General features: G+C 39.1%; 26 protein-coding genes and 2 tRNA genes. 15 read left to right on the top strand and 13 right to left on the bottom strand.

Annotation, left to right across the window (positions count from 1 at the left end; all coding sequences use genetic code 11):
- Nucleotides 1-7: 7 nt before the first annotated feature.
- Complete coding sequence (locus RR876_RS07025) at nucleotides 8-1,885, bottom strand: potassium transporter Kup (RefSeq protein WP_332476360.1); 1,878 nt, start codon at nucleotides 1,883-1,885, stop codon at nucleotides 8-10.
- A 121-nt stretch (nucleotides 1,886-2,006) separates the two neighbouring features.
- On the opposite strand from RR876_RS07025, the gene RR876_RS07020 reads away from it, so the two are divergent.
- Nucleotides 2,007-2,097 (top strand) — tRNA-Ser (locus tag RR876_RS07020).
- A 183-nt stretch (nucleotides 2,098-2,280) separates the two neighbouring features.
- Nucleotides 2,281-3,480, top strand: coding sequence for an integrase arm-type DNA-binding domain-containing protein (locus RR876_RS07015; protein WP_332476359.1), 1,200 nt, complete (start codon nucleotides 2,281-2,283; stop codon nucleotides 3,478-3,480).
- Between the two features lie 194 nt (nucleotides 3,481-3,674).
- Here RR876_RS07015 and RR876_RS07010 read toward each other — a convergent pair whose 3' ends face one another.
- The 9 genes from RR876_RS07010 to RR876_RS06970 form a co-directional block, all read right to left on the bottom strand.
- The gene (locus RR876_RS07010; protein WP_332476358.1) at nucleotides 3,675-4,988 is read right to left on the bottom strand and encodes a GIY-YIG nuclease family protein; all 1,314 of its coding nucleotides are present in this window, start codon (nucleotides 4,986-4,988) and stop codon (nucleotides 3,675-3,677) included.
- Between the two features lie 2 nt (nucleotides 4,989-4,990).
- On the bottom strand, nucleotides 4,991-7,183 hold the full coding sequence (locus RR876_RS07005; protein WP_332476357.1) for a DEAD/DEAH box helicase family protein: 2,193 nt from the start codon (nucleotides 7,181-7,183) through the stop codon (nucleotides 4,991-4,993).
- A gap of 49 nt (nucleotides 7,184-7,232) precedes the next feature.
- Complete coding sequence (locus RR876_RS07000) at nucleotides 7,233-9,992, bottom strand: DNA methyltransferase (protein WP_332476356.1); 2,760 nt, start codon at nucleotides 9,990-9,992, stop codon at nucleotides 7,233-7,235.
- Nucleotides 9,993-10,158: 166 nt separating this feature from the next.
- On the bottom strand, nucleotides 10,159-10,386 hold the full coding sequence (locus tag RR876_RS06995; RefSeq protein WP_332476355.1) for an AlpA family phage regulatory protein: 228 nt from the start codon (nucleotides 10,384-10,386) through the stop codon (nucleotides 10,159-10,161).
- A 96-nt stretch (nucleotides 10,387-10,482) separates the two neighbouring features.
- On the bottom strand, nucleotides 10,483-11,412 hold the full coding sequence (locus tag RR876_RS06990) for a hydrolase or metal-binding protein (RefSeq protein ID WP_332476354.1): 930 nt from the start codon (nucleotides 11,410-11,412) through the stop codon (nucleotides 10,483-10,485).
- A gap of 211 nt (nucleotides 11,413-11,623) precedes the next feature.
- On the bottom strand, nucleotides 11,624-11,947 hold the full coding sequence (locus RR876_RS06985) for a hypothetical protein (protein ID WP_193890015.1): 324 nt from the start codon (nucleotides 11,945-11,947) through the stop codon (nucleotides 11,624-11,626).
- 182 nt (nucleotides 11,948-12,129) lie between these two features.
- Nucleotides 12,130-13,173, bottom strand: a complete 1,044-nt coding sequence (locus tag RR876_RS06980; protein ID WP_332476353.1) for a YqaJ viral recombinase family protein — start codon at nucleotides 13,171-13,173, stop codon at nucleotides 12,130-12,132.
- A 149-nt stretch (nucleotides 13,174-13,322) separates the two neighbouring features.
- Complete coding sequence (locus tag RR876_RS06975) at nucleotides 13,323-14,369, bottom strand: DUF932 domain-containing protein (protein WP_332476352.1); 1,047 nt, start codon at nucleotides 14,367-14,369, stop codon at nucleotides 13,323-13,325.
- A 63-nt stretch (nucleotides 14,370-14,432) separates the two neighbouring features.
- Entirely contained in the window at nucleotides 14,433-14,750 is a 318-nt protein-coding gene (locus RR876_RS06970; protein WP_332476351.1) for a hypothetical protein, read from the bottom strand.
- Between the two features lie 820 nt (nucleotides 14,751-15,570).
- Here RR876_RS06970 and RR876_RS06965 point away from each other — a divergent pair.
- From RR876_RS06965 to RR876_RS06950, 4 genes are all read left to right on the top strand, one after another.
- On the top strand, nucleotides 15,571-15,846 hold the full coding sequence (locus tag RR876_RS06965; protein ID WP_332476350.1) for a hypothetical protein: 276 nt from the start codon (nucleotides 15,571-15,573) through the stop codon (nucleotides 15,844-15,846).
- A gap of 22 nt (nucleotides 15,847-15,868) precedes the next feature.
- The gene (locus RR876_RS06960) at nucleotides 15,869-16,015 is read left to right on the top strand and encodes a hypothetical protein (protein ID WP_004984451.1); all 147 of its coding nucleotides are present in this window, start codon (nucleotides 15,869-15,871) and stop codon (nucleotides 16,013-16,015) included.
- A 17-nt stretch (nucleotides 16,016-16,032) separates the two neighbouring features.
- The gene (locus RR876_RS06955) at nucleotides 16,033-16,338 is read left to right on the top strand and encodes a hypothetical protein (RefSeq protein WP_332476349.1); all 306 of its coding nucleotides are present in this window, start codon (nucleotides 16,033-16,035) and stop codon (nucleotides 16,336-16,338) included.
- Nucleotides 16,339-16,401: 63 nt separating this feature from the next.
- Nucleotides 16,402-16,917 (top strand): hypothetical protein, encoded by a 516-nt coding sequence (locus RR876_RS06950; protein ID WP_332476348.1) that lies wholly within the window; start codon nucleotides 16,402-16,404, stop codon nucleotides 16,915-16,917.
- Nucleotides 16,918-17,092: 175 nt separating this feature from the next.
- On the opposite strand, the gene RR876_RS06945 is transcribed toward RR876_RS06950, so the two are convergent.
- On the bottom strand, nucleotides 17,093-18,427 hold the full coding sequence (locus tag RR876_RS06945) for a hypothetical protein (protein ID WP_234304692.1): 1,335 nt from the start codon (nucleotides 18,425-18,427) through the stop codon (nucleotides 17,093-17,095).
- 160 nt (nucleotides 18,428-18,587) lie between these two features.
- Here RR876_RS06945 and RR876_RS06940 point away from each other — a divergent pair, with 160 nt between their 5' ends.
- From RR876_RS06940 to RR876_RS06915, 6 genes are all read left to right on the top strand, one after another.
- Nucleotides 18,588-18,800, top strand: coding sequence for an AlpA family phage regulatory protein (locus RR876_RS06940; RefSeq protein ID WP_178905186.1), 213 nt, complete (start codon nucleotides 18,588-18,590; stop codon nucleotides 18,798-18,800).
- A 315-nt stretch (nucleotides 18,801-19,115) separates the two neighbouring features.
- A complete protein-coding gene (locus RR876_RS06935; protein ID WP_332476346.1) occupies nucleotides 19,116-20,393 on the top strand; it encodes an inovirus-type Gp2 protein in 1,278 nt (425 codons plus the stop codon).
- A 32-nt stretch (nucleotides 20,394-20,425) separates the two neighbouring features.
- The gene (locus tag RR876_RS06930; protein ID WP_332476345.1) at nucleotides 20,426-21,430 is read left to right on the top strand and encodes a hypothetical protein; all 1,005 of its coding nucleotides are present in this window, start codon (nucleotides 20,426-20,428) and stop codon (nucleotides 21,428-21,430) included.
- 182 nt (nucleotides 21,431-21,612) lie between these two features.
- Nucleotides 21,613-21,918, top strand: coding sequence for a DUF4031 domain-containing protein (locus RR876_RS06925; protein WP_178905180.1), 306 nt, complete (start codon nucleotides 21,613-21,615; stop codon nucleotides 21,916-21,918).
- 9 nt (nucleotides 21,919-21,927) lie between these two features.
- Nucleotides 21,928-22,929, top strand: coding sequence for a thymidylate synthase (locus tag RR876_RS06920; RefSeq protein WP_332476344.1), 1,002 nt, complete (start codon nucleotides 21,928-21,930; stop codon nucleotides 22,927-22,929).
- A complete protein-coding gene (locus RR876_RS06915; RefSeq protein ID WP_178905176.1) occupies nucleotides 22,930-23,817 on the top strand; it encodes a hypothetical protein in 888 nt (295 codons plus the stop codon). It begins immediately after the preceding gene.
- Here RR876_RS06915 and RR876_RS06910 read toward each other — a convergent pair whose 3' ends face one another.
- Nucleotides 23,818-24,927 carry an ImmA/IrrE family metallo-endopeptidase gene (locus RR876_RS06910; protein WP_178905174.1) on the bottom strand — a complete coding sequence of 370 codons (1,110 nt, stop codon included), beginning with the start codon at nucleotides 24,925-24,927 and terminating at the stop codon, nucleotides 23,818-23,820. It lies immediately after the preceding gene.
- Nucleotides 24,917-25,186 carry a hypothetical protein gene (locus tag RR876_RS06905; RefSeq protein ID WP_332476343.1) on the bottom strand — a complete coding sequence of 90 codons (270 nt, stop codon included), beginning with the start codon at nucleotides 25,184-25,186 and terminating at the stop codon, nucleotides 24,917-24,919. Before RR876_RS06905 ends, RR876_RS06910 begins: the two co-directional genes overlap by 11 nt.
- A 95-nt stretch (nucleotides 25,187-25,281) precedes the next feature.
- On the opposite strand from RR876_RS06905, the gene RR876_RS06900 reads away from it, so the two are divergent.
- From RR876_RS06900 to RR876_RS06890, 3 genes are all read left to right on the top strand, one after another.
- On the top strand, nucleotides 25,282-25,683 hold the full coding sequence (locus RR876_RS06900; protein WP_178905170.1) for a (deoxy)nucleoside triphosphate pyrophosphohydrolase: 402 nt from the start codon (nucleotides 25,282-25,284) through the stop codon (nucleotides 25,681-25,683).
- A 416-nt stretch (nucleotides 25,684-26,099) separates the two neighbouring features.
- Nucleotides 26,100-26,327 carry a hypothetical protein gene (locus tag RR876_RS06895; RefSeq protein ID WP_004691623.1) on the top strand — a complete coding sequence of 76 codons (228 nt, stop codon included), beginning with the start codon at nucleotides 26,100-26,102 and terminating at the stop codon, nucleotides 26,325-26,327.
- 177 nt (nucleotides 26,328-26,504) lie between these two features.
- Nucleotides 26,505-26,580 (top strand) — tRNA-Thr (locus RR876_RS06890).
- Nucleotide 26,581: the final 1 nt, after the last annotated feature.

The following is a 26,581-nucleotide window of genomic DNA, read 5'->3' as shown; positions in this document are numbered from 1 at the left end:
TGATGTTTTAAATCTCGATCTGACTCCCGAGTTCAACCACACGGTTTGGTGGAATCTGATAGAAGTCACTCACAGGACTGGTATTCCTTTGCATTGAAATAAAGAGCTTCTCACGCCATGGGGCCATACCATCGCCCACGGTACTGATAATCCGTTCACGCGATACAAAGAAGCTGATCTGCATTAAGTTATATTCCAAATCTATCGCTTGATACACCGCTTCAAGCGCTTGTGGAATATTCATTTCATCTTTAAAGCCATAGTACAATTCAAGACGATAGAAATGCTGATTCATGGTTTCGACATGGAAGCGATTGGACTCTTCCACATAAGGGACATCTTGAATTTTAACGGTGAGAATGATGTTCTTTTGATGCAGTACTTTATTGTGCTTCATATTGTGCAACATGGCATGTGGCACAACGGTTGGTGTCCCTGTTAAAAAGACCGCCTCGCCTTCAACCCAATTGGCTTGTTCACCAATACTTTGTACAAATAAATCGAGTGGCAGCGTATCTTGCTGAAGCTTGGCAAAAGTTAACTCGCGACCTTGTTTCCACGTCATTAATAACATGAACGCAATACCACCAATCAGCAATGGAACCCAACCGCCCGATAATACTTTAAGTGAGGTTGCACTCACCAAAACCAAATCTAAAACAAGGAATGGAATAATCAGCAGCACCAATTTTGGCATGCTCCATTTCCATGTATAACGAATAAATACCGCAATCAATAAGGTGTCACACAGCATGGTCATGGTGACCGCCAGACCATAGGCATGCGAAAGCTGTGAGCTGGTTTGGAAGATTAAAATTAAGACAATAATCGATGCCAACAATATCCAGTTCAGTAAAGGTACATAAATCTGCCCCTGTTCCGAGTCTGAAGTATGCTTCACATTTAAACGTGGTAAATAGCCCAATTGAATGGCCTGACGCGCTAAAGAGAAGACCCCTGAAATTACAGCCTGTGAAGCAATAACGGCCGCCATAGTCGCCAAGAAGATCATTGGGTACAAGCCCCACTCTGGCACCAACAGGTAAAATGGGTTTTCGATTGCAGTCGGATCACGCAGTAGCAATGCACCTTGTCCTGCATAATTAAGCAGTAAACATGGCAAAACCACAATAAACCAAGCCAAACGAATCGGCACAGGACCAAAATGGCCCATATCTGCGTACAGGGCTTCGCCACCTGTGACGGTCAACACTACCGCACCCATAATGAAAAAGGCCATTAAAGGATTGGTCACGATAAACTGAAATGCCCAATGTGGGCTCAGCATGCCCAAAACCAAAGGCGTTTGAATAATGCTCGAAATCCCAAGAACACCGAGAGAGAAGAACCACAACAAGGTCAGTGGGCCAAAGAACTTACCAACAAAGGCCGTCCCATACTTTTGCATGACAAATACAGCAGTGACGATGCTAATCGCAATCGGCACAATATAAGGATCCAGTGCATCGGTTGCGATGGATAAGCCTTCTACAGCAGATAAGACTGAAATGGCTGGGGTGATGATCCCATCCCCAAAAAATAGTGAAGCCCCAATAAAGCCAATCGAAATTAACAGTAATTTTTTCCGATGGCTAAAATTGGTATTGCGCAAATTGAGCGCAAGCAAAGCCATGATCCCGCCTTCGCCATTGTTATCTGCACGCATTACAATTGCAGAATATTTAATGGTAATGACCATGGTCATGGTCCAGAAGATAATGGACAAAATACCCAATACGTTTGCAGGGGTGATGCCCAAGCCATGTGCAGCGTGGAAGGATTCTTTCAATGCATAGAGTGGACTGGTTCCAATATCCCCAAACACGACCCCTAATGCTGCCAAGGTCATCGCAGGCAAGGCGGCTTTTTTTGCAGTACTTTGCATAAGCTTGTCTTCAATTATCGACACTATTTTTGCGAATCATATCATTGAGCTAAAACTTTTGCTCGAATTCAATTGTTTCACCTTGTCGATGGCTATATTTTTCGATATTATCCTCCGCCATGGTGAAGTGTCCGAGTGGCTGAAGGAGCACGCCTGGAAAGTGTGTAAACGTTTATAGCGTTTCGAGGGTTCGAATCCCTCTTTCACCGCCAAATTAGCTTCCCGTAGCATCCAACGGGGTACTGAAAGGCTTAAACCACATAGGTTTAAGCCTTTTTTATTGTTTTATTAAATCCTAGCACATCCATTGCTATCCCCCATATCTTGGGGGATAATTGGGGGACAGACTTTTTAAGTTATTTTTCGTCCCCCAATTTGCACGGATACCAATAAAAATGCTTACTGATGCTCAAGTTAGAAAAATAAAGCCACTTGATAAAAAAAAGCGCTATTCTGACGAAAAAGGACTATATCTGGAGGTTACACCTTCAGGTGGAAGGTTCTGGCGTTTAAAATATAGATTTAATAGCCGTGAAAGCACCCTAACCATTGGTAGCTATCCAGAAATCACACTTGCCCAAGCTCGCCGTGCACGAGATGAAGCACGTATTCAGCTTTACAATAATATTGACCCGAATGCTAAAAAAAATGAACGATTACAACAATTAGATGAAAGTACTCTCTTCAAATCCCTAGCTATGGAATGGATGGAGGATCGAAAGCCCGTTATTAAAGAAGGTACATATTTACGCGACTTGTCAGTATTTGAAAAAGATCTTTTTCCAGCATTAGGACATATGCCTATTGATCAGATTAAAGGTAAAGATGTCCTTGCTTGTGCTAAACAAATTGAAGCGCGTGGTGCTCAAGAGATGGCTAAAAGATCCATACCTTTAGCTGGACGTATTTTCCGTTTTGCAATTGGTAAAGGTCTGATCGAGAACGACCCTACTCCTCACCTTCAGAAAGTTCTCAAGCCTCGTAAAGTGAAGCATATGGCTCGCTTAGATATTTCTGAATTTCCTCCTTTCTTAGAACGCATGGATCATTATCACGGCAACATATTAGTCAAAACAGCATTACAGCTCATGACCTTAACTTTTGTGAGGACAGCTGAACTCATAAACATGGAATGGGATGAAATTGATTTTGAAAGTAAGTTGTGGCGCATCCCAGCTTATAAAATGAAAATGGCTCTACCCCATATTGTTCCTTTATCTCGACAAGCTATTGCACTCATCGAAGACCTAAAACCTCTTACAGGTAATAAACAATTTGTTTTTTATAATCACAGCACCGCTAAGCCTCTAAGCAACAATGCTCTTTTAAGCGCAATTCGAACTATGGGTTATACAGGTAAAATGACGGGGCATGGCTTTCGTGGACTCGCATCTACAACTCTCCATGAGCAAGGCTATATGCATGATGCGATTGAAATACAGCTAGCACATACTGTTGGGAACGCTGTATCTCAAGCCTACAACCATGCGCAGTACTTAGAATATCGAACAAAGATGATGCAGGAATGGTCAGATTTTATTGATAGTTTACGTAATAAAATCGTACCATTTCCCAAACATAAGATTAAATCATAACCAGAAAAATAAACATCAAGTAGGGCGGGCAAAATTCTCGATTAAAACGAGAAACTTAGTTGTCTGCTAGAACCATAAGCCCGCCAGACAATACCTTTACCACTATCAAAGTATAGACCTATTCCACCAAGCAGCCCAATCATTAAAAAAGGATAAAATTTGATCATAATTACCTATGACTATTATTCACATTATCATTTTAAAACAACTTGTCCTGTCGTATTATCCATCCGGAAATGAATAATAGACTTGTCGATAATACGCTGAGCAACCTCCAGAATCGTTTCCAGCTCAACATTAAACCATTCCTGCGGCTTGTACATTTTGCCATCTTTTCCCTTCAGCATCATGTTCAGACGCTGGACAGCAAAAAATGTATGAATCATGCGTTCAAACACATGTGGATCCATATTCTTGCATTCGATACTGGCAACTACCCGAACCTTAGTTTCTAGGAAGGCAATATCATCTTCGCAACCATCTAATCGGGTAATTACGCTATTTCGGGTAAAGCCTATCTTGTACAAATTTTTGAACTGAGTAAGTTCCGGTTTCAGTTGTTCCATCTGCGCGATATAGATATAACCCGATGGCAGCACATCCAGATTCTGGCTAAACATCTGACCTAATGCATTGTCATCATTCAACAGGATCTGACGACCATTCTGATCTTTATAAATGGCTCGTGCCAATGAGCGCATTAACATGTTCGATTCCAGACCATTCTCAAAGATCAACCGAAGGCGGTAGTTTTTACGGTTACTCTTACGTTCTTCCACTATCTTTTCTGCAATAAAGCAGATAATACCGTTTAGCAAAAAAATATCGCCGACAAACAGATTTTGTTCTGTTTGCAGAAAATTAAAAGTAGCCGTGCCACCTTTGAGTGCTTTCTTGATCCGGTCAAAATGCGGCTCAAAACGCCAGAAATCTTCACATGTAAAGCGAGAGCCCATGAATTCATCCGGATATCGAACACCCTTGCCTTTTGATTCATCTATAGGCACATCTTGCACCACAGACAAATCACCAAGGTCAGCAAAGATGTCATCCCCATCAGCAAAGGAGAGAATATCATCCAGACTGGTAAAAGCAGGAGGTAGCTCTTCATGCGTATTCGCTTCTTGACCGATCAAACCAAAATCAGGATCAGGTTCCAGTTCCGAATCAAGCTCACGTAGCGGTTGCATGAAAGCAGGCACCTCATCCGGCAGCAATCCATACTGATCATGAGTTTTTAAGGCCTCTAAATGGGCTGTATCTGATTTTAGTGCCTGTAAGCTGCGATAAAGCGATTTCTCCTTGAGATCAGCACCCATCACCGAAGGTAGCCGTTGGTGTTCTTCATAAAAGGCTTCTATCGCTTTGAGCTTGCCCAGCAACTTATCATCAACACTGAGTTTTTCCTGTTTAGCCTTTACTCCGACAAATACGGCGGCAGAGTCCTCATCAAAAAAAATATCATCCAGAGAGCCAAACTTATGTGATCCAATCCCAGTCAGCTGCATACCTACCCCCCACTTGCCTGAGCTGCATTAGCTTTCATCTGTTCTGCTTTTTTACGTGATGCATAATTTTTCATAAACACCATGGCCTCAGCAAAACGTTTCTCAATCGGATCATCTGCATTAATGTTCGGATCTCGGCCATGCGTTTTACGGAAAGTTAAGACCTGCTCCCAGATCATCAATACTTCTTCTTCAGTAATCTGTACACGAGAAGCTGCTACTACATTCTGGATGGTCTTCAGTACATCCGTAGTCACGTTTTTGGACAAAATTTCATAAGCACGTTCAAAAGGATTGACTGACTTGATCAGATCGATGGGTAGATTCACCACATCAATAAACTTGTTACCCATCTTGATAAACTGTTTGTTGCCAAACTGGTCAGGATCATTGCCAGCCCCTCCAGCTGGAGTACCAGTTGATGCTCCAACTACTGCTGCATCAGCAGGCAAATCACGCTCACGCACAAGTACCTCAGCAGAGAGTGCCTGAAATTGTTCCGCACTCAGGGTATCAATTGCCACCCATTTACCCTCGATCTGGGTAAACGTGCGCTCTCCCTCAATGACCGCATCTGCCGGAATATCTTTACCCTGAATCAGGCCGCCGTGCTGAGTAATGGTAAAGCGAGTCAAAATACCTTGCTGCAGTTGATCACGTTCTTCGACAGACAAATCAGGATAGCGACTCACCAAAATTTCCGGCAAGGCCAATTGCCCCAGAATTTCTGGATTGGCAGATGCAGTAATCACCTGCTTAACTTCCGGCTTTTCAGCGAGCTGCGCAATTATCGAATCTGCATCTTGGTTCAGAATATCCACCAGCTTTTTATTCACTGGCACAGTCCGGTCATCAATAATCACCGTACCTGGCAAGATCATCTCATCCTGTTTAAGGTCAGAACGGCGCTTGAATTGCACATTCGGAGCCATGACCTGTTCCATCAGGAGTGACAGGGTAATAGCCTTGAGTAGATTATTGACCGAGTTACGCACGTCTTCGCTCTTGGCATCCGGCATAGCAATCAGATTGGTAAACTGGGCATGGGTTTTACCCTCGCAGTCACGAGTCGCACGACCAATGATCTGTACCACTTCTGTCATGGAGTTGCGGAAGCCAATTGTCAGGACGTGTTCGCAGTAAATCCAATCGAAACCTTCCTTCGCCATTCCCAGTGCGACAATAATGTCCATTTCTTCAGGCTTCTTAATAGCCCGGAGATAAGCTTGAGTTTTTGGCCGCATGATCTTGTTATCATCTACCAAGTCAGCCATCTTAATAATGCGACCAGCCTTGGTCTTGATGGTAATAATGCCTGTCTTTTCATCTCGGCCAATTTCCTCCCCCAGGCAACTGATAATCGCATCGACTGCCATACCCTTATCGATATGCGCCTCACCTGAGTTCACATTCGGGATATGGATAATGGTCTTCTTATGCTCATCTAGTACATCCGGCAACGCCTTGACGTAATTGTCTTCATAGAAATGATAGCCAATACCCAGAGACTTGAGGTGCTTGTAACCATTCAGCTGTTCGTAATAGGTATATGTCACCTTCTCGAATTTTTCTTCATCTTCCGGTGTCAGGATCGGAATTGTATCCCCACGGAAATATGATCCGGTCATCGCTACAATATGCGCATTGGAATAACGCATCAGCCCATCAATCAAAGCTCCGAGCTTACTATCTTCATCGGCGGATACATGGTGAAATTCATCCACGCCAATCAGACAGTCCTGAAAAGCAGATGCACCCAGTCGGTCGTAGGCAAAACGCAGGGTGGCATGGGTACAAACCAGAGTTTTATGCTCTTGGTTCTCCATAAATGCCACAAATGCATCAACCTTACCAGCCTCGTTATCACCAGAACATAGATCATTTTGAGGTTCTACCTTCCAGTCGTAATGGAACTCACCTTTTGATAGTTCAGTACTCTCAAAAGAGCCGCCGATGGACATTTCCGGCACGGCAACAATGACCTTTCTGATTCCCTGGTTCTTTAGTTTATCCAAGGCCAGATACATCAGGGCTCTAGACTTACCTGATGCTGGAGGGGACTTGATAAGCAAATACTGGGCATCGCGCTTCTCAAACGCTCGTGCTTGCATTTCACGCATACCCATTTTGTTTTCGATGATACTCTGCCCGGTCTGAGCATAACTCACTTCTAGTAACTGGACTGAATTCGCCATTACCCCTCCGATCTTATTTTAAAGTTATATAAAAAAGCGAAATGGGCGCTTATGCACCCACCTCTAAATCCTCTAACTTGTTACTATCTGTCGCATCTTCTGGCTTTCGTTCACGTAGGACACTATACAGATCAAACAGATGGCTAACTCGCTCTGAAGCATCTGCAAATGGTTTGCTTCGATAGAGTCGATCTACAGCGGCATCCAATGCCTTATGTGCAGCTTTTAGTGGTTCCGGCATGTGGTCTGGGTCATAAAGCTCGCCCAAGGTTTTTGTTGGATAGTCCTCTCGTGTGAGCAGTACTTCTTCGGCCAGTGCCTCAATATTGTTTTTCTGTTCCACAGACACTTCCGGCCATGGGAAACAGTTATAAACCACAGACGCTGAATAACGATAACGACTTTCTAATCGACCACACACAACACGCATCCAGTCATTATGCATTGCTGACATCATTATGCCTAACTCATACACACCACCGTTAGGAATAAAAAGATTAGCATTAGTCGTAATGAAAGTGTCATCCATTAAACCCAATGGCAAATATTCCCTACGTTCTGAAGAATGACATGGAACAACAATAAAAGTTTTTGGATTATAGCTTTCTCTAAATAAATGCGGTGTTTCTGCCAGTTTATTCGCCCCCTTATCGGTACTGGCAAGGCGCATCTGCTTAACCGCCTCAACTCGTGCCGCTACCAAAGGCATTTCTTCAAGTTCTTCTGGAGTAATATCAGTCAACCACAGACACCAGCGCTCTTTACCGTTAATAAATTCTTCAGCTCCGATTAAGCGATTAAGCCATTTCTTTGCTTTTGGCTCACGAGCAAGCAATTCTTCTTTTTCTGCTGGCGATAAAAGTAGATTACCGCCATCCACAGGTTTATTACCATAGACCATTCGAGGTACATCACAAATAGGTAAAACTCGACCTGAAATCGTTAGATTCGACCCTTCAAGTAGATAAGGGCTGATATTAAACACGCTCTGATGGTGAGTCACATCATTCACAATCTTGTAAAGAGTCTTGTTTTGCACAGGCTGCCCGGTCAAACCAATAATCACCACATGCACACCAGCATTTTGTTTAGCATTGTTTTTCCATGGAAAACTTTGATAGGCAAAATTAATCTCAACACCTTTTTCAAAGATGTGCGGCCAAAGCATTGCCACCTGATCCCCTTGGCTAATCGAATTAGTCGATACCAAGGCAAGCTTCGCCTTACTGTTCCGGATATATTGAGCACCCTTCCAGAACCAGCAAGATACATAATCCAGAAACTTATAGGATTTAAGTTTACCAAGCACAGATTTCATGTCGGCTGTTTGAGAAGCTGCACGCTTACCCGAACCACCAAATGGAGGATTACCAACAATATAAACTTCATCTTCTTTACTCTTTCTTGGAACAACCTCGTTCCAGTCTAAAAGCAAGCTATTTCCATGAATCACATTGCCACTTTGTTTTAATGGCAAGGTTGGAGAACAATCTCTGAATAGTAATTTGAACTGGACATTCATCTGGTGCTCAGCCAGCCAAAGAGAAAGAATGGCAATTTCATGAGCAAAATCATCTAGTTCAATGCCATAGAACTGATTGAGATGAATCGCACTATAGAACATGCTATTGGAGTCAAGCATCTTCAAAGCCTTGAATACCTCAATCTCAATACGGCGTAACTCCTTGTAAGAGATAATCAAGAAGTTGCCGCTGCCACAGGCCGGATCAAAAATTTTTAATAGTCCCAAACGCATTGAAAACTCATGCAAGGCCTTTTTCTTTCTTGCAGCATCTTTTTTCGATAGAATTTTAGCCAGCTCTGCTTCTAGTTTTTCTACAAATAAAGGCTGAATCGCCTTCATTATATTCGGCACAGAGGTATAGTGTTGACCATGGTTTCTGCGTTGATCCGGATCAATGACCGCCTGAAACATGGAACCAAAAATATCCGGATTAATCTCCGACCAGTCCAGCTTGCCACACTCAAGCAAAATACGTCTGGTACGACCAGTAAATTCAGGTAATGGTAAATCCTTCTCAAACAAGCCACCGTTTACATAAGGGAACTTGCTGATATGCTGCGGTGCTTTGTTGCGATATGCAGAAGCTGGAGCTGCATTCATCATCGTAAAAATCTGCTTTAACTCTTGGGCAAAGTTATTGCCATTTTTATCGGTATTACTTTCTAAGGTCGAGGTAAATAAATTTTTCTCAAAAATATCGGTGTCTTCTGCAAAGAAACAGAATAACAAACGCGTCATAAATACATTTAATGCATGAATCGCTTCAGGAGTTTCAATATTATTGGTTTGCTTAATTACATCGAATAAGCGTCCCATTTTTTCAGATGCTTTAACATCTGCCGGGTTTTCTAAAAACTCCCGGCTACGTTCGATCTTTAATAATGGGAAGAAAAAGGTATAATTTTTAAATAAATCCTCAAATGCACATTCCAATACATCATCATAACGCGCATCATAAGCAGCAAAATCTTTAAAATCTGTCACCAGACAGAAACGGATCTTATGCGTTTTAATAGGCTGTGAGGCTCTTAATTCAGACAGGGCTTCGTAAACATCTGTACCCTCCTGAACTGGTTTAAAATATAGGATTTGTTTGATCCCAACTTCTCCAGCATCTGGCTGAAGCGCCACATTTAAAGGGTTATCTCTCCCCTTTTTAAGACGAGTAATTGTAGCTTTTGGGAAATCAAATATTTTTAGAAAATAAAAAATAAAATCGGAAGTTGATTTCTTCTGAGTCAGTTTTTCTAAATCATCGAATATTTTAGTCTGGTTAATAGCCATAACACTTGTCGTAAAAAATCGTCTGTTTACTTTAACTTGTTCTAATGTTAATAAAAACTCTAAATACCTAAGTATTATGATAATTTATTCTTTTAATTTTGTATGATTCAATTAATAAAACTGACTATAATTTTCTAAAAAAATAAGGGAGCTTGCACTCCCTTATCTATCGATTTTGCAACTTAGCCTCAATCCACAAATGTACTTCCCATGCCACCCACCCAATACGTGATTCACTAAGACGCACTGGCCTTGGAAAAGTTGGATCATAGTACTTTGAGTTCACATTTATCATTTCATAAATTTTCGCACGACTAATACTTGTGAATTGAATTACTTCTTTAATATTAATAACTTGATTCATCTGAAAAGTCTGACCCGTGAACGCATTCATGATGTTTACTCCTGATCATTGATGCGAGCGCGTATTCGCTCAGATCATAGGGCAATCCAATAAAATTTTACGGAATCTCATGCTATCCAAATCCATCTAATTCACCGCCCTGACACTGCCCTGTAAACACTGCTGAATATCCCGTACAAAACCTTCACCCTGATTAAATTTGGGCTTAGACTTAGCTTTCGATTCAGATTGCACCTGTTCAGCTTCAGAATTTTCATCCGAATAAAACTCCTCCACAATTTCAAGTCCTTCCCCCCCATCCATTTCAACCTGTGCATTTGCATAGCCCTGTGAAGCAGTCAGATCTAAAGCTATCTGATTGAATCCACATAACTTACTTTTCTGATCAATCTCCTTCGCTGTTTGAATCGCCTCCTGTAAATGAACGCCATCCCGTAAAGTTAAATCTACGTAATACACAGGCGTTCGATAGCTTTGTGTGGTGGATTTGCCTCTCAGCGTGAGTTGTAAAGGTAGACATGAAAGCAACCCATTCGATGCAGCATGGTAGCAACTCAACCGAGCTGCTAAAGTTCTGATACTGTTAAAACCTGTGGTTCTAAAGATGAATGTGCCAAGTTCATCCGATTCATCTAAATTGACATACAGACGACCATAAGGCTTACATAACCCGCCTTGTGCCAAAGGACATAAATCTGGAGATGGACAAGGATGATGCTCAACTCCTTGATTTGTCAACCGCTGGCAAGTTTCACCATTACCCACACAGACAGGCCTACCCGTTTGGCGGTCAAACAAGGTGTACTTAGCACGTAAATTCAGTTCAGGATCATTGAAGATCATACGAACTGGGATTGAACGGAGTTTTTGATTGGGTGCTTTGGCACGAAGTTGTTCATCCAGTGGATGTTTTACCCAACCCTCTTTATTCTGAATTTGGGAGGTCAAGGTAAATTGGTCATCCTTTTCAGGGACACGTTTACCATTTTTCTCAACCATCTTACCAATACTAATTCTGCCGAGTATTGGCGGAGTAATCGCTAAACCTTTGATCATGTTGATTTCCTCTTTTCTGTGTATTAAATAAACATAAAAAAATCCCATGCAAATACGCATGGGACTTTGGATTGAATCATTTAGTTAAGCATTTATAGGCGAATGCTGTTTTTCAATCAGCATTACAATAGATCAATAGAATTGCATCTAAGCCTAAAGAATTTTGATTAGCTTCTTATACTATTGAAATTTAGAATAAAATTTCCAGTTATCAAATATGATCTTGTTTTTCGACATCCTCAGAACTTACACCATATGTTTCAAAGAAATCATGCTCACCCCAAGCTTCGCAATAATCTCTTGGCAAACCAGTAATATTCATCATAAATTGAATTGAGTTTTCAACGTCAAATACTGAAGGTGTAAACAACTGGCCATAAGCTTTTCGATCTTCTTTAGCTTGATCAACATCTTCAGGATTAGGATCGTCAATAATATCAATTAAATGCATATATCGCCAATGAGCCATCTCTAATCTCTCAATTTCAGATGGATTCAAACTTTCTAAAATTTTTTTAGCCACTTCTATTTTCATTAAATCACCTTTTAATTTGATCGTAATTAAATTCAATATAATTGAAATATATTGAATTTTCTTGTTTTAACTAAATATTGCACAGGAATCTACAATATACCGATTCTTGCAAGAAAAATGCTTTATCTGAAGTAATAGGATTTTTAGCATCTAGTTACGTATCTGTTTATACTAATTCATCTTCAATCGTCATAACTATAAATGTTAAAACGCCGTGTTCCCTGTTTAGGTTGCGAAAACTGATTTAAATATTCAGGGTACTGCTTGAGTAAGGCCTTACTGTCTAAGCTGATCGAGTCTTTAGCCTTTTTCCACGTCACTGAACCTGTTTTAAAGGTAGCGCGTTCAGCCTGTTGCATCTTTGCTTGTAGCTGATGTTTAAGTAGCTCAAATTGCTCTTGTTGCTTTTCAACTTGATTGCGTACTCGAATCAGTTGTTCAAACTGTTGATTGGCTTGCTCATCCTCAGATAAATCTATGGTACTGAGTGGTACATGTTCTGGATACAGAAGCTGTAAGGCTTTGGCTGCCGATTCACTGGCATCCGCTTCAGGTGGAGTATCCTTTTCCACACAATCCCAAAAGTAACGTTCCGCATTAATGATGTGTTGTATCACCGATTCAGAACGAGTGACTTTAAAGATTCGGGTTTCATGTCCACAGATCAATACGCAAATATGGGCTGCCTTTTTACCTGTCACCGCCAATTGATGTTGTACCTGACATAAGACATATAACGGCACACCATCTCGCCATAGCTTGGCACCATACTCCCCTGCGGTTTTACACTCCAGTATTTGTACATCGGCATCTCCAACAACTGAGTAATCCAAGTTGGCTAACATAAAATGCTTGTCTGGATCAGGGTGTTGTAATACAGCATTGACTCTACGCACTTTGTACTTGGTATGCATGCTGTAGTATTCAGCCACTAAAGGCTCAAGCCGTTTACCCCAGTACAAAGGTGCATGGCCTTCACTATCTTCTTCAATGCTTTGTTGAATGCGTCCTGTTTTAATCATCCACAGTTCCAGCATCGACATATACGGATTGAGTCCACAGGCTGCGGCACAATCACTGCTACCGATACCTTTTCGACGTACTTCGAGCCATTCGGCTTGAGTCATATTTTTAGTCTCTACGAAGCGTTTTGCCGTGAAGAGTTTCGGACGGTTAGCATGTATATTTAGTGTTGCGTTGTTTGGATGAATTAGAGCTGAGTTCATAGCGATTTCCTGTGATTATTAAATTTTGGGCATAAAAAAAGCCGTGTCCGTAGACACAGCTTTTGAATGAGTGAGTTAAGTTAGTTGTAAGGTTGCGCGTTTAAGTATTGCGATAAGTCTGCTTAGGCTAATCAATTAATGATTTGAAATTAAGCCAACATGCGTAAAGCTTGTTCCAGTCCACGTTGTTTGAGACCTGCCCCTGCCCCGAACCAAGCAGAATCAAGCCGATGATCCTGACTCATGGCACGACGTTCGTGATCAGCAAACTCTGTGATTGAGCACAGTAATCCATAAGCTGTATCTTTGGCTGAGCTGAGTTCAGCCCCACGTCCTTGCCCATTAAACATGCTCATGACTTTTGACATGGCACGGCCATTCGGTTCAGTCTTGTTTTCAGCTTTAGTGGTTAAGTTGGCTTGGGTGGCGACATTACGATAGAACTGAATAATGCCTTCATCCTGTTCCATTGGACTCAGGCTGGTATTGTTAAACACTGCATCAAAATACGCTGCGGCTTCGGTCTGCGTCACTTTACGCTGACTGAGTTGTTTCATTTCATACATGTGATCCTCCCATGCACGCACTGAAATACCCAATTGCTGTTTAATTTTCTGCGCATCGAACTTGGTACTGTGTGGCACTTTGACCACGCCTGCACTTGAGTTTTGTCTTTTTAAGGCAATCGCCAGTGTATTGTTACACACCACACGGATTGAGGTGAATTGTGCTGTAGTGGCGAGTGTCCCGTCACAAGCTGTAGCCAAAAGAATGTAGCCATTACTGACATCCTTACCTTTTAAAGCTGAGCTTTGACCTGTACGTGCCAAAGCCCAGAATTTCTTACCACCTTTCAATACACCAGCCGTTTCCAGTTCAAAGCCTGATTGTTCGGTCAGATCACGATAAAACTCCAAGATCTGTTTCGGTTGAACTTCCTGATAACGCTGGCTCACCACGGATAATGGTGCATGGGTATCAGAACGATATAAAACACGTTGTTCCTCATACGGCATGATGATGCTTTGCCCACGATCATTTTTAGCCATATAGCTGACATCTGAAGATTCAATGCGCCAATCCATGCCTGCCTGCTGTGCCCAGACTTCAATCGGTTGGTTTTGCGTGAGTTGGTTACCTAAGCCATGCCAAGGGGTCTCTCCGACATAGGCCATTTGTTCAAGTTGATGTGCCATGATTTTAATTCCTATAAAAAGTTGAATTGCTGTAAAAGGTAATTGGATAAATTCATTTAAAAATTAGTTACGGATGCTTGGACTAAAATCACGGTCACAGTCATTGCAGTAATAATGTCGGGTATAAACAGGATGGGAGCTGCTTTGGACTTCATCCTCCGTCACCAGTATCCAAATGCCACCGAGCAGGACACCCACTAAGGCGCCTGCAATCGGGGGAATATTTAAACTTTTCGAAACACTGATGCCCAAGGTCGCCAGTGCCAGAGGTGACATCACATTGTTTTGCGCTGAAGGTGAATTGCTGTTGCTGACGAAATGTTGTGGAGATTCCAGCAGTACCGTGTCTCGGGACTGGCAATAAGGACATGGCAAACTCATCTACCTAATTCCTGTAATAAAAAATGAGTGAAATAAAAAAAGCCTGCTTTGGGGGAAAGCAGGCAAAACGTGAATCGGGTTATTGCATAGGGCTGTTTTGAAGCAGCCACATGCTTCTCATTCAGATGATATGTATCTGTATTTTTTTAGAATGTGATTTTAATCGATGCTTTTTTAGATCAATTTTAACAACTCGGTATAGCGATCAATTGACCTGATTTTTATCAGCGATTATGATGCAAGGGCTGGCCTACATTGCCAGTCGGTTTTGACAGACCGTTTCATCTAGCACATCAAAAAGAGTAATTTTTTTGGTGGCGAACCCGTTCGTCCCCCTTCGTTGCGGTAGGGCGAGGGAGGGACGCCTCGTGCGTGCCAGTTCCTAGATGACTGGTCTGTCAACCCTTCTTCGTTCTGCCACCATCATTTGACAGTGATCTGGTAGAACCTCTATACATCTAGGAGTCATCTATTATGACGCTATTCAATTTGTGTGCTTCCCCTGCACTCGCTTCATTTATACCCACTTTTCGATTTCGGTATTGCATTCCGATTCCAACTGTATTGTCTTCCCCTGTGCACTGATTCATTTCACCGCACTGATCAACCACTGAGTTTTTAATTTAGGGGCTGCTTTGTGCTGGAACAACATGATGAAATTGATCGCACAGCTCATTTTAATTGTGGTCGTGGTGGCGATGCTAGGCCCCTTTGTTTTTGTGCTAGGCGGACTATGGCTGCTGATTTATCTGGCAGGCTGGCATAAATAAATCCATCCGTATGACTTTAGAACAATAGATAACAATGATTTGGAACAGAAATGAAACATCAAACTTGGTTTGGGGTAACAACTATTGTCCTCAGTAGCATCCTTTTGACTGCATGTGACAGCAAAGTCAAACGTGACTTTAAAGCAGGCTGTCAGGCAGGTGGTTTAGACCGCTCTACTTGTAGCTGTATTTACGACAAAGTCGAAGCGCATTACTCACCTGAATTTATGGAAAAAATGGCGGATGTCACGGTTCGAGAAACGATGCAGCCACCTGAAGATTTTAATGTGGTGATGGCAAACGCTGTTCAGCAATGTCAGTCATAAATTCAAAAATCTGGGGAAACATATGAAAAACTATTTAATTATCGGCTACGTGCTGATCGCACTGATTTGCTCAGTATATTTCAAGAATTGCAGCAGTACCGCACATTACAGTTATGCCTATAACCTTGGTAAAGCCGTGGTTTGGCCTGTCACGATTTTTAAGAACTAATCCAGAGGAATAACAAAATGAAAAAACTCATCTTGGCCTGTGGCCTAAGTCTGATCTGTGCTTCACTGTTTGCACAATCCAATTCAGCAACTGTGATTGTTAAAAAGATCGTAGGCTTTAGTGAATCAGGCGATGCCTTTAGTTTTAAGACCACTACTGGTAAACGCTATCAAGTTTATAACGCAGGTGGAGCCAACCCAATTCAGGGTGAAGAACTGATTTCCAGTTCAATTAAAAGTAAGAAAGCCATTTGCCTACGTCTGGATGCAGACAAAACTGAACCGCGTTTAGTGCAATCGGTTCACAAAGGTAAGTGCAAATAACACCTAAGAACGAACAACGACTTTATTCATAGATGAAATAAGCAATTTTTTAGGAATTCAGCCATGAACCTGATTCACCCGATTCTTTTATCCAGTGTATTAATACTGTGCTTAACCGCATGTAGTCCAGCCACAGAATCTCAAGCCACAGTAGAACCCAAAGCAACAGCAGATCAAAATACGCAAACACCTGAAACAAGCAATACGGATAGTACTGAGCATGTGCCCTTTACCGATAAATCCTTTTTAGAAAATGGTACTGATGCTGAGCAAATGACAGAACTGTCACAAGAACCACCTTTACAGGAAGAGTTCGAAGTTCGTGTTCGCCGTGATGAATCACAATATTCCATGACAGGCTATGTTGATAAGCTCAATATCATGTCCCTGAATAACGATCCCACTACACTGACCAACGTATCAATCAACCGTGGCAATTGTAGAACCAAAGGCTTTTATGATTATCAAAATATGCGCTATGGCTCAGTAGCGCAGGTGTATCTCGGTTGCGCTGCTGAAAATGTGCGTGAGGTGACCCTCACCACCAACAGCGGTTTGACCTATACCTATAATTTTTAGACATTCAAAATATCAAATTCTGATGCATTTGCTAACTCAAAATTTGATGTTATGCTGGACGAAACTGCTGACCGATTCGAGTCAGCAGTGTAGCCAATTTAGCGTTAAAAATCGTAATTTTGGCAGTTTGGACGAGTGTAAAGATGAGTCCTTGTCTTAGAAAAATAAAGTTTTTTTACTCATCCGTATACAAACTTGAAAAACTGAAAGGTTTAACTTTTTCGGTATACATCTTTGTACCTAGGTTATTAGCTGTTATATCAAATAACTCTTTTTCGCGGTTAACCGATACGTTCTGAGTAACGTTCCTGTAAAGGTCAAAACTATGAGTTGAATCTAAAACATGGGGCGCAGACAAATTAGTTTCATTACTGATCATATAATTGGGCGATTTAGTGACTGGTCTAGTTTTGTCCAAAAATTCGAAATACAGGGCAAATAGGTCATTCCGAATCGCAGTTTCTGTAAAATGTACAACCAGTCTCAGGTCAGCTTTATCTTTTGCAGCGGCATTATATGAATATTTTATGCCTACTGACTGAAGTAAATTAGCAATATAATCAAATAGGTGCTTAGTATTCTCATTTTTGTATTTCACAGGTCTTTTTGAGGCAAGCTGTTGTTCCTTTAATTTATAAACCGTATAACAAAGTAAGTTGATAACTCCAGTGCCCTTTTTCGATGTTTTTGTCAATTTCTCAGCATTAAGTATCTGGATAATTCGCTCTAACTGCTTTAAACGTGAAGTCTTTGGACGATCAACACCTGTTGAAGAGGATGTATAATTCAATTTGTATGTTGCAAATTCCAAGTAATCTAACAAAGCATCTACCACTGGAACTCTGAAATTTTCAGCTAACCGTAATGTTAAGTAATCCTCACTATGTGCGTCATCTTTAAACATAGCGGAATCAGTAAGTGTTACATGGCCTATCTCATATCCTTTATTTTTAGCCAAAATTTCAAAGTCATGTAAATATCGATAAATTTCAGCTTCGAACTTTTTAACTGTTGAATATTGATCGTGAGTTAACGGTGTTTTGCTCTGCTTCAGTCTGGAAAAATGATTTTCGATGCTACACCATGTTAGAAACAAATGCTCAGGGTCAAAGCGATACGTCACTAAGTATCGAATATCGATATGTTCTGTCAATTTGATATACGCCTCTTTTAGATGCTCATTGACAACTAAAAGATTCTTAAACTTCAAGCAAAGCTGATCGGTTTCCTTGACAAATAAGTCTTTACCTAGATGTTTGATCAATAGAGCTTCACTACCTCGATTGATCTTATTGCGCCCATATTGAATACAATCAAAAATATAACTGCTTACCTTCTTTTCAAAATCCAAAGCATTCTGGAAATTTTCTGCTTTAAGCACAAATTCGCCACAGACATCTCCGATAAGCTCTCTAATCTCAACTTGGTAGAAATCATTCAGCCAATGATAAAAGTCAGAAAACTCCCGTGATGTTTGGATTTGATGAATAATATTTATCGTTTTCAACATCCGCATAAAGCGTACTGAGCAATAGTCTCTATCCACATCACACCAAATTTTTATATATTTTTCAATGTATTAAAATATATTATCTTTTCACTAAAAAATATACCCGCCATAAACCAAAATTCAATCGAACCAACAACAACTCATTCTATGGAGTTCGATTATGGATAATAGTCAAAGTCAATCGATACAAATCATCCGATTACCGAAGGTCGTGGAAATATGCGGATTATCCCGTAGTACGGTCTATGAAAAACTCAATCCTCGTAGCAGAAGGCATGATCCCACCTTCCCAAAGCCCCTCAGGCTTGGGACATCCGCTATTGGATGGCTTCAACACGAAATTGAAGCATGGTTATTCTCAAAAAAAGCATAAGCCTAAAGTGCTTATCTTTTCATTCATGCAGAACAGAAATTTATCGACATTACCGATGGGGCTTGATCTCAGGTTCCCTGATACACCGTTGTTGCCTCTAATTTGGGTATCTGTAGTCTATATGATTAATATATCTATATATTTATACATAATATAAATAATAGACATAACATAAGAATACTTTGATTAAATTATCTAAATATCAAATTAGTGTATTTATATCAAAATCTTAAGAGCTTTTTATATCTAGATACTACTCACACTATAAGTTAGAGAGCAACCATCCGTATTTTATTACCGATTGGATCTATATCTATGAACAGTAGTGAAAAAATGACATTCCTTAGCGGAAAGACTTTAGATCTAGCCACTAGAATTAGACCGTTAATACCGCGCTCTGATGACACAATTGACGTACAAAATGAAGTAAATGAAATTGAAGAACATTCATCTGATTACCCTGATGAAGTCAATATATATATTGAACAAGACCAAGCTATATCGCCTCATGTAAATAAAAGCAATGAGCTTCAAAATTTTATTCATATTAGCAAATGCTTTAAACAGCAATTTGATCCAAACATTATTGCTTGCATTTACGCGATTCTCATATGCAATGAGGTGAAAAAACAGCGTGCGACTTACCTCTATAGATGGATAAAGTCTAAGCCATGCGATTTAATCCCATCATATTGGGAGCTGATTTATCCTGAGTTGATGAGATTGATTCGGGAATTTTTAGTTGCTAATCAAAAACTAAAAGCATCCATGCCTTTAAAGTGTGAAGAATACTCTTTGGTAACACTAACGTTAAACCAAGTCTTACCATACGATCAAAGTTGTCTGTTTGATCTTATTAAACATCCAAATGATCAACTAAAAGCCTTTAATGTTAATGGAATGCTTACAGACCATAAGGATTCTGTAGCTGAAATATGTAATACCTTAATAAAGGAAATATTTAAAGGTTTACAAGCACCTGAATATGTACAGCGTGTAAATGATCGCCGTAAGAGGAGTCGCAGACGTGAGAAAAACACACTTCGGTATATCGATCAGGTTCGTAAACAAAACTCACGTTTAATCGGTGTTCGTGTTGACTTATATCTACCAGCAGACAAAAAACACTTCACACCTAAAGAAATCGTAAAACATTTTCATACGATTTTACAAAAATTACGTCGTAGCAAGTCTCTGCGTTTAAAAGGCTACGTTTGGAAGCTTGAGCATGGCGTAGATCAGGCGTTACATATTCATTGCTTTTTCTTTTTTTGCGGTAGTAAACACCGTGAAGACATTAGCTTAGGTCGAATGATTGGTGAAATGTGGGATAAAGAAATTGATGGCAAACACAATTATTTTAACTGCAATACCAGCAAGAATCGTAAGAAATACAAATACGATGCTCTAGGTGTCATCAACCGTGATGATCAAACCAAGTACGACAACATCGCAAAAGTTATTCGTTATTTTTCCAAGTTTGAACAATACGTCTTACATAGCAACTTAGAACGCGTCAAAACACTTAATACAGGTATTTTGCCTCATCTACGTGAGCAAATGGGTCGTCCGAACCTTACTCAACATTATTGATCTTTTTTAACCCTATTACAGAGATTTTCAAAATGAACTATTTACAAGCACAACATCATCCACAATCGTTTAACCTAGCTCAAACACCACCAAATGTTTATCCCAATAACCATGTTAACTTGTCATCTAATATGACAATAATGCGTCCACCCTACGCCAATCCATACTTTGAGCAAACGGTATTTGGGTTAATTGATTTCCAAAAAAAGTTAGAGCAAGACACGATCAAAGTCTTCCCAAAACCAACCTCGGCTTACCCGAATCCCTTAATGAATCCATTGTGCTATTTTGCTCTCCAGCAAATGCCACTGTTTTCCCACTTTGTAGATCTTTTTAATGGATTTGAAACAAATCCTTATCTCGATGTTTTCCATAAATTTGCTGTTGAAAACTCACAACTCATGAGACCTCTACAGCCAGTTCCTAATCATATTTGGGAAAATTTATTCCGTCGTTTACGCGCGGAACTTTATACAGCTAAAGCTAAACTTCAAGCCAATAAATTTGAAGCACAAGTTCAAAAACTTCGTAATGAACAGAAAACCGCCTTCAGACGCGTGATGCAAACACAAGACCAAGCCAACTGCATTTTTTTAGAATTACCATTGATTACGCAGACTGACCCACCTCATTACCAGACACAGGAAGAAGCAGAGAAAGAATCGACAAAGGTACTGAAGAAATACTTCCAGTGGCTACATGGAGCTAAACAGCTCAGTGGTATTCTTTCTGATATTCAATGGCGAGTCGTCAAAGGGCTGGATCATAAGCTAACAGCACAGGCTTTTATATACATACTTGGCGATGAAATCAATTATTTACCGTTGCTCAAAGAACAATGGGAGTTAGTCTGCTTGGATTACCAGCTGCAAGGCATTTTTCCAGAGCCAAAATATATTCATTGCTATGATGGGCAAGGCATTGTTCAAAAGGCATGGTTACAACTCATTGAACGAGTACATGAACCACTTGGTTTTTATCGTTATAAGGGCAATGGAATTACTTATTCGTGGAAAGAATACACAGGCAATGTTTAACCTATAGTCTTTTTTATTCCCATCTAAGGGTTCTGCATGAACCCTTTTTTATATCTTAAAATTTTTAAGGCATAGCTTTGATAAATATGATAAACACTTATTATTCTCAATAAAATATTATAAGTAGAGTTGGAACTCAAACTAAATATATATAAAATCGACAAAATTTTTCGGAGACACCCATGCCTATTTATGTCGACAACTCCAATGTCCCTTATAAAGGAAAATATTGGTGCCATCTTATGGCTGATAATCTAGAAGAATTACATAGTTTTGCAGCTGATATCGGCGTTAAAAAATGCTGGTTTCATCGTTCTGCATCCTATCCGCACTATGATATTACAATCGAAAAAAGACAATTAGCATTAATACTTGGTGCATCCTTAGCAGATAGAAAAACAATTATAGCTTGTGGAAAAAAACTAAAAATACAGTTAGATATGTATAAAAACAAAACTTATAATAGGTCGCAAATTGAACTATTTTAATGATGAAATATGCATATTAAAGAAGAATCTATAGATGATTTACTACATAACACTTATCAATATATTTTAGAACACGGAGAAAAAGTCACTCCTACGAGGGGAGCTAATCAGGAAGTCCGCAATTGCGTACTGACTCTATTGAATCCAAGATCTCGGGTTAGTTTATCTGAGGTAAGAAGCAGAGTAATTAGCTGTGTAGGAGAGTTTCTTTGGTATTTATCAAACTCAGACTCAATCGATTTTATTGAGTATTACATCAAAGACTACAGAGATCGTATTAATTTCAATGAAGAAACCACAGATCCTGTTCCTGGTGCTTATGGTCCAAGAATATTTGGTCAACCAAGCCAATTTGAACATATTGTAAAATTACTAGAAAACTCATATTCAAGTCGCCGTGCGGTTATAGCTCTCTATTCTAAGACTGATCTAACGGGAAACGACACTAGAGATATCCCATGTACCTGCACCCTACAATTTTTTATAAGAGATAATAAATTACATTTAACTTGCTACATGCGTTCAAATGATGCTGCTTTGGGATTAGTACACGATATTTTTAGCTTTACCCTTTTTCAAGAGCTGATGCTTGCTAGATTAATATCAACGTATCCTAACCTAGAATTAGGAGAGTACACTCATATAGTTGGTAGTCTCCATATTTACGATGATTCTTTACCTCAAATACATCACTATTTGACTAAAGAAGGTTGGCAATATCACGCTTCAATGACACCAATCAATCCTATAGTGTTAGAAGATAGTTTAAAAAAATTATTAGAAATTGAATATGATCTTAGGGTTAATAAAAATTGTGATGTTAGCCAGTTAGATCTTTTAACAGATCCAATATTTAAAGAAATGGCTATTATTCTATTTGCCTATTTTTTTATTAAATTTGAAGAAACCAATATCTCAGGCTTACAGGCTCTAGAGACTAAATGCTCGAGTCTCCCTATTAAAGCATTTATCAATAAGCGAATCCAAAACTTGTTAAGTAAGGCTATTTAAATGAATTTTAATCAAAAAGATGTAATGGCTAATGCAATTGCTATACAAATTAATGACTTTAGTCAAAATATAACCTCTATACCAGCTGCTGCATTCCCGATCGAAATAGATGTTTTAAGTCGACAATTAGTGGATAGTATCAATCGTGTTTACTATTTTCAATTAATTCAATCTAGACAAATAGATATAAAACGTACAGATCCGAATTGCTCACTATTCGATCCCCTTCGCGCGATTTTATACTACAAGAATAATAACTTAGATGAAGCATTTTGGTTGGCATTTTTAACAACTCATTTTGGAGAAAATTACCATTCCAATTGGAGTCTAACTAAAAGTTTTTATAACAATTTAGGTCAGTCACCTCGTCTAACCTGGGCTAATGTCAGTAATAACCCAACGTTAGTAGACGACTGGGTGTCTCGCTATAACTCGTCAGGCATTAAACTAAAATTTGGTAATCACAGAAAATATGAGTCATTCTCTCAATTAAGAGATGTTATAGATACCTACATCGATATTGTAAATAATAGCGGTGGACACCAACAGCTATTTCAGCCAAATCAAAATGAACAACCTAAGGAACAATTCAAACGCTTATCTAAAGAATTAAAATTTTACAGATTCGCAAGATTAGGTATGTTTGATTATCTATCATTAATTTACAAGACTCAGCTAGCTCCTATACAAGCTAATTCTTGTCATATAGCAGGATCAACAGGACCCAAAGCTGGAGCTAAAAGGCTTTTTGGACAACTTTCCAACCATGATCTAGATCAACTTTCAATTCAATTGGCAGATCACTTAGGTGTCGGCTATCAAGAATTCGAAGATGCTATCTGTAATTGGCAAAAATCGCCTGATAAATATGTTTCATATACAGGTTAATCATAAAATATTCTGATGCCTATCCGAATAGTAAGAGTAAGGGATCAGTGCCATTTTTTTTAATATACCTGTTAAGAGGCTAGCAGAGATATTAAGCTCTCTAGCTTTTTTACATATTTCCTTCCAGCCTTCTAATTTACTTCTTCTTATTAGTCTTAAATCAACATAGTTTTCTAAGTCTTCATGATTAATTGGATAAAGTAACGTATTAAACATGAAATGATCTGCTTCTATCTCAATAGATGCTTTCCCTTCTTGTGTATCATCTTCATCACAAAATATCATTTCATTTTCATGCAATATTAAATGACCAATTTCATGAAATAGTGTTTGCCAAAATACATAGTCCCTATTGTATTTAGGTGTTAATGCTATAATAGCCTTTCCATTTTCTAAAAATTTGGCCAATCCACAAATAGGTGTTTTCGAAAGTGTTGGGGCAAAAACCAAAGCCACACCGCATTGATTTAATAAATTAATTAGCTCGGGAAGAATATCCAATATATTACGACTTTTAGTGAGTTCTTTTATTTCACCTAGTTTTAATAAAAGTTTATCTTTGTTCCAACTTAAATTACTAAGACCGAACTGTTTTCTCGCCTCAAGCTCAACTTTCCTAATGTAAGTTGCTAAATTCAAATCAGAAACTGAATATTTTCCAATAGTTTTAAGTTTAGAACCCAAAACATTGGATACTATAGTCTTGCTTTCTAAAGCCTGAAACTCACTAATTCCATAAAAAGCTTTTAAATTGATCTGATCCAAATAATTTAAATCAGTCAATGGTAGCCACTTCTCAGACTTTAACTCACTTATAATATTTTTAAATTCATTAAAATTTGGGTCAATTTTTTTATGTGAAAACCGCTCAACATGTTCATCATATTGATATTGTAAATTCAACCAAAACTCATCTGATCCACCAAAAATTTTAGATAAAGTATCAATATTTTTTATATTAATTTTTTCTTTTTCTGTTTTAATTTTTTCCAATAAATCTAAGTCATCCTTGCTAATTGATTTAAGGTCAATATTGGATAAAAGAATAAATTGATTAATTACTTTGCCAGGGGATTGAATCCAATTCGGCTGAAAACCATTAATCAGCATTTTTTTCCCCTATATTTATTAATTGCAAACGAGAAATCACATCCCAATTGATTGTACCACTTTGAGTCTTTGGAGGCTTCTCATGGGCAATACTAAAATGTAAAACAAAATTATCAATATTAAGTAAGATATGGTTTTCTTTAGTGTAAATTACCTTACTCACTAAAAAAAATGGCAGATCCTTCAAACTTGTAGCAACGCTGAATGATGTTAAAATTGTTTTTAAGATTGCTAATGATTTCGGAGTGTAGTGTTGCATTCCCAGAAACTCATTGATTGCATTATCTCGTAATTCTTTTGATCTAAATGAAATTATCATATCGGTCGAAAAACACTCGTGAACTGAGGTTTAAGTTGAAATATATTGAAGTTGTAGCTGCCGTTGTAAAAGACGATAATAAATTTTTATGCGCCCAACGTAAAGACAATAAATTTGATTACTTAGCATTCAAGTTTGAATTTCCTGGAGGCAAAGTCGAGCCTAATGAATCTTTAGAAGAATGTTTGATCCGAGAAATAAAAGAAGAACTTAACACCTCCATACATTCTTTGAGTTTTTTATTGGATGTTTATCATCACTATCCCGATTTTAGTGTTCATATCACCTTTTTTGAAGGTTTAATCGATAATAAGCAAATTACTTTATCTGACCATAGAAAAATTCTCTGGCTCTCAACTAATGAATTAAAAAGCTTAGATTGGGCTGAAGCAGATCTACCTGTTGTAGATTTGCTATGTAACAATTACCTACCCTAAGACAGACTGGGGGACAATTGGGGGATAAAGAGTAGATAAATAAAAATAAAATAATATATATTAAATACTTAATTTAAAAATATGAATCCCTCTTTCACCGCCAAAATTTTAAAGACCTTAATCGAAAGATTAAGGTCTTTTTTTATGCTGAACATTCTTATTTAGACTTGGCACAAAGTCTGCTTCATAAAAACGACTCTTCACCCAATAGGATAATTCGCACCACAAAGTGAAATATTTATTCAAAAATAAACGCTTGAACCTGACTCAAACTTGAGCTAAAACAATTTCTAAGGGAGGTTAAAATAAATCATCAATGATCATCTAGATGCAATGTTTATGAAGCATAATTCATTTGCGGTATATAACTAGCGAAACACTAAATTGACCAATAAAACTGCTATTCGGGAGTCAGAATGAATAACAGCACCAATTATGTCAAACAAATTAAAAACGCTAAACGAGGCGGTTATACCCCAACCCTTGCAAAGGATGTCAACAAACATAAAATTCAAAAAGCAATTCGTCTGATTGAACAATGGAGAACGCTGGCCAATGAACTCAAACCTCAAATGCAACTCGACATGGCTTTTACGTTGGAAGAATGTGCCCAAGACCTCGATCAAATTTTAAGGAGCAAATAAGTTCCATGTTTTCACTTCACCCTATTTAAAGACAGTTTCATCACAGCCCCCAAATTTTATTCTTAGTTTTCACCCACCCTTTGGTGGGTGAAATTTGCACAAAAAATCACATGCATTTCAATCGCTCACTTTTTGGCTTGCGTTTTCAATAAAATCCGCTATTATTCTCACCACGTTGCCGGCATAGCTCAGTTGGTAGAGCAACTGACTTGTAATCAGTAGGTCCACAGTTCGAATCCGTGTGCCGGCACCAT

It is taken from the genome of Acinetobacter sp., assembly GCF_036666595.1.
GTDB lineage: Bacteria > Pseudomonadota > Gammaproteobacteria > Pseudomonadales > Moraxellaceae > Acinetobacter.
Note: the sequence above shows the minus strand (reverse complement) of the source record. Positions and strands in the feature narration are given on the sequence as shown.

Coding starts and splice junctions, on each gene's coding strand:
- RR876_RS07025 (WP_332476360.1), bottom strand. CDS start 1,885: ATGCAAAGTACTGCAAAAAAAGCCGCCTTGCCTGCGATGACCTTGGCA.
- RR876_RS07015 (WP_332476359.1), top strand. CDS start 2,281: ATGCTTACTGATGCTCAAGTTAGAAAAATAAAGCCACTTGATAAAAAA.
- RR876_RS07010 (WP_332476358.1), bottom strand. CDS start 4,988: ATGCAGCTGACTGGGATTGGATCACATAAGTTTGGCTCTCTGGATGAT.
- RR876_RS07005 (WP_332476357.1), bottom strand. CDS start 7,183: ATGGCGAATTCAGTCCAGTTACTAGAAGTGAGTTATGCTCAGACCGGG.
- RR876_RS07000 (WP_332476356.1), bottom strand. CDS start 9,992: ATGGCTATTAACCAGACTAAAATATTCGATGATTTAGAAAAACTGACT.
- RR876_RS06995 (WP_332476355.1), bottom strand. CDS start 10,386: ATGAATGCGTTCACGGGTCAGACTTTTCAGATGAATCAAGTTATTAAT.
- RR876_RS06990 (WP_332476354.1), bottom strand. CDS start 11,412: ATGATCAAAGGTTTAGCGATTACTCCGCCAATACTCGGCAGAATTAGT.
- RR876_RS06985 (WP_193890015.1), bottom strand. CDS start 11,947: ATGAAAATAGAAGTGGCTAAAAAAATTTTAGAAAGTTTGAATCCATCT.
- RR876_RS06980 (WP_332476353.1), bottom strand. CDS start 13,173: ATGAACTCAGCTCTAATTCATCCAAACAACGCAACACTAAATATACAT.
- RR876_RS06975 (WP_332476352.1), bottom strand. CDS start 14,369: ATGGCACATCAACTTGAACAAATGGCCTATGTCGGAGAGACCCCTTGG.
- RR876_RS06970 (WP_332476351.1), bottom strand. CDS start 14,750: ATGAGTTTGCCATGTCCTTATTGCCAGTCCCGAGACACGGTACTGCTG.
- RR876_RS06965 (WP_332476350.1), top strand. CDS start 15,571: ATGAAACATCAAACTTGGTTTGGGGTAACAACTATTGTCCTCAGTAGC.
- RR876_RS06960 (WP_004984451.1), top strand. CDS start 15,869: ATGAAAAACTATTTAATTATCGGCTACGTGCTGATCGCACTGATTTGC.
- RR876_RS06955 (WP_332476349.1), top strand. CDS start 16,033: ATGAAAAAACTCATCTTGGCCTGTGGCCTAAGTCTGATCTGTGCTTCA.
- RR876_RS06950 (WP_332476348.1), top strand. CDS start 16,402: ATGAACCTGATTCACCCGATTCTTTTATCCAGTGTATTAATACTGTGC.
- RR876_RS06945 (WP_234304692.1), bottom strand. CDS start 18,427: ATGTTGAAAACGATAAATATTATTCATCAAATCCAAACATCACGGGAG.
- RR876_RS06940 (WP_178905186.1), top strand. CDS start 18,588: ATGGATAATAGTCAAAGTCAATCGATACAAATCATCCGATTACCGAAG.
- RR876_RS06935 (WP_332476346.1), top strand. CDS start 19,116: ATGAACAGTAGTGAAAAAATGACATTCCTTAGCGGAAAGACTTTAGAT.
- RR876_RS06930 (WP_332476345.1), top strand. CDS start 20,426: ATGAACTATTTACAAGCACAACATCATCCACAATCGTTTAACCTAGCT.
- RR876_RS06925 (WP_178905180.1), top strand. CDS start 21,613: ATGCCTATTTATGTCGACAACTCCAATGTCCCTTATAAAGGAAAATAT.
- RR876_RS06920 (WP_332476344.1), top strand. CDS start 21,928: ATGCATATTAAAGAAGAATCTATAGATGATTTACTACATAACACTTAT.
- RR876_RS06915 (WP_178905176.1), top strand. CDS start 22,930: ATGAATTTTAATCAAAAAGATGTAATGGCTAATGCAATTGCTATACAA.
- RR876_RS06910 (WP_178905174.1), bottom strand. CDS start 24,927: ATGCTGATTAATGGTTTTCAGCCGAATTGGATTCAATCCCCTGGCAAA.
- RR876_RS06905 (WP_332476343.1), bottom strand. CDS start 25,186: ATGCAACACTACACTCCGAAATCATTAGCAATCTTAAAAACAATTTTA.
- RR876_RS06895 (WP_004691623.1), top strand. CDS start 26,100: ATGAATAACAGCACCAATTATGTCAAACAAATTAAAAACGCTAAACGA.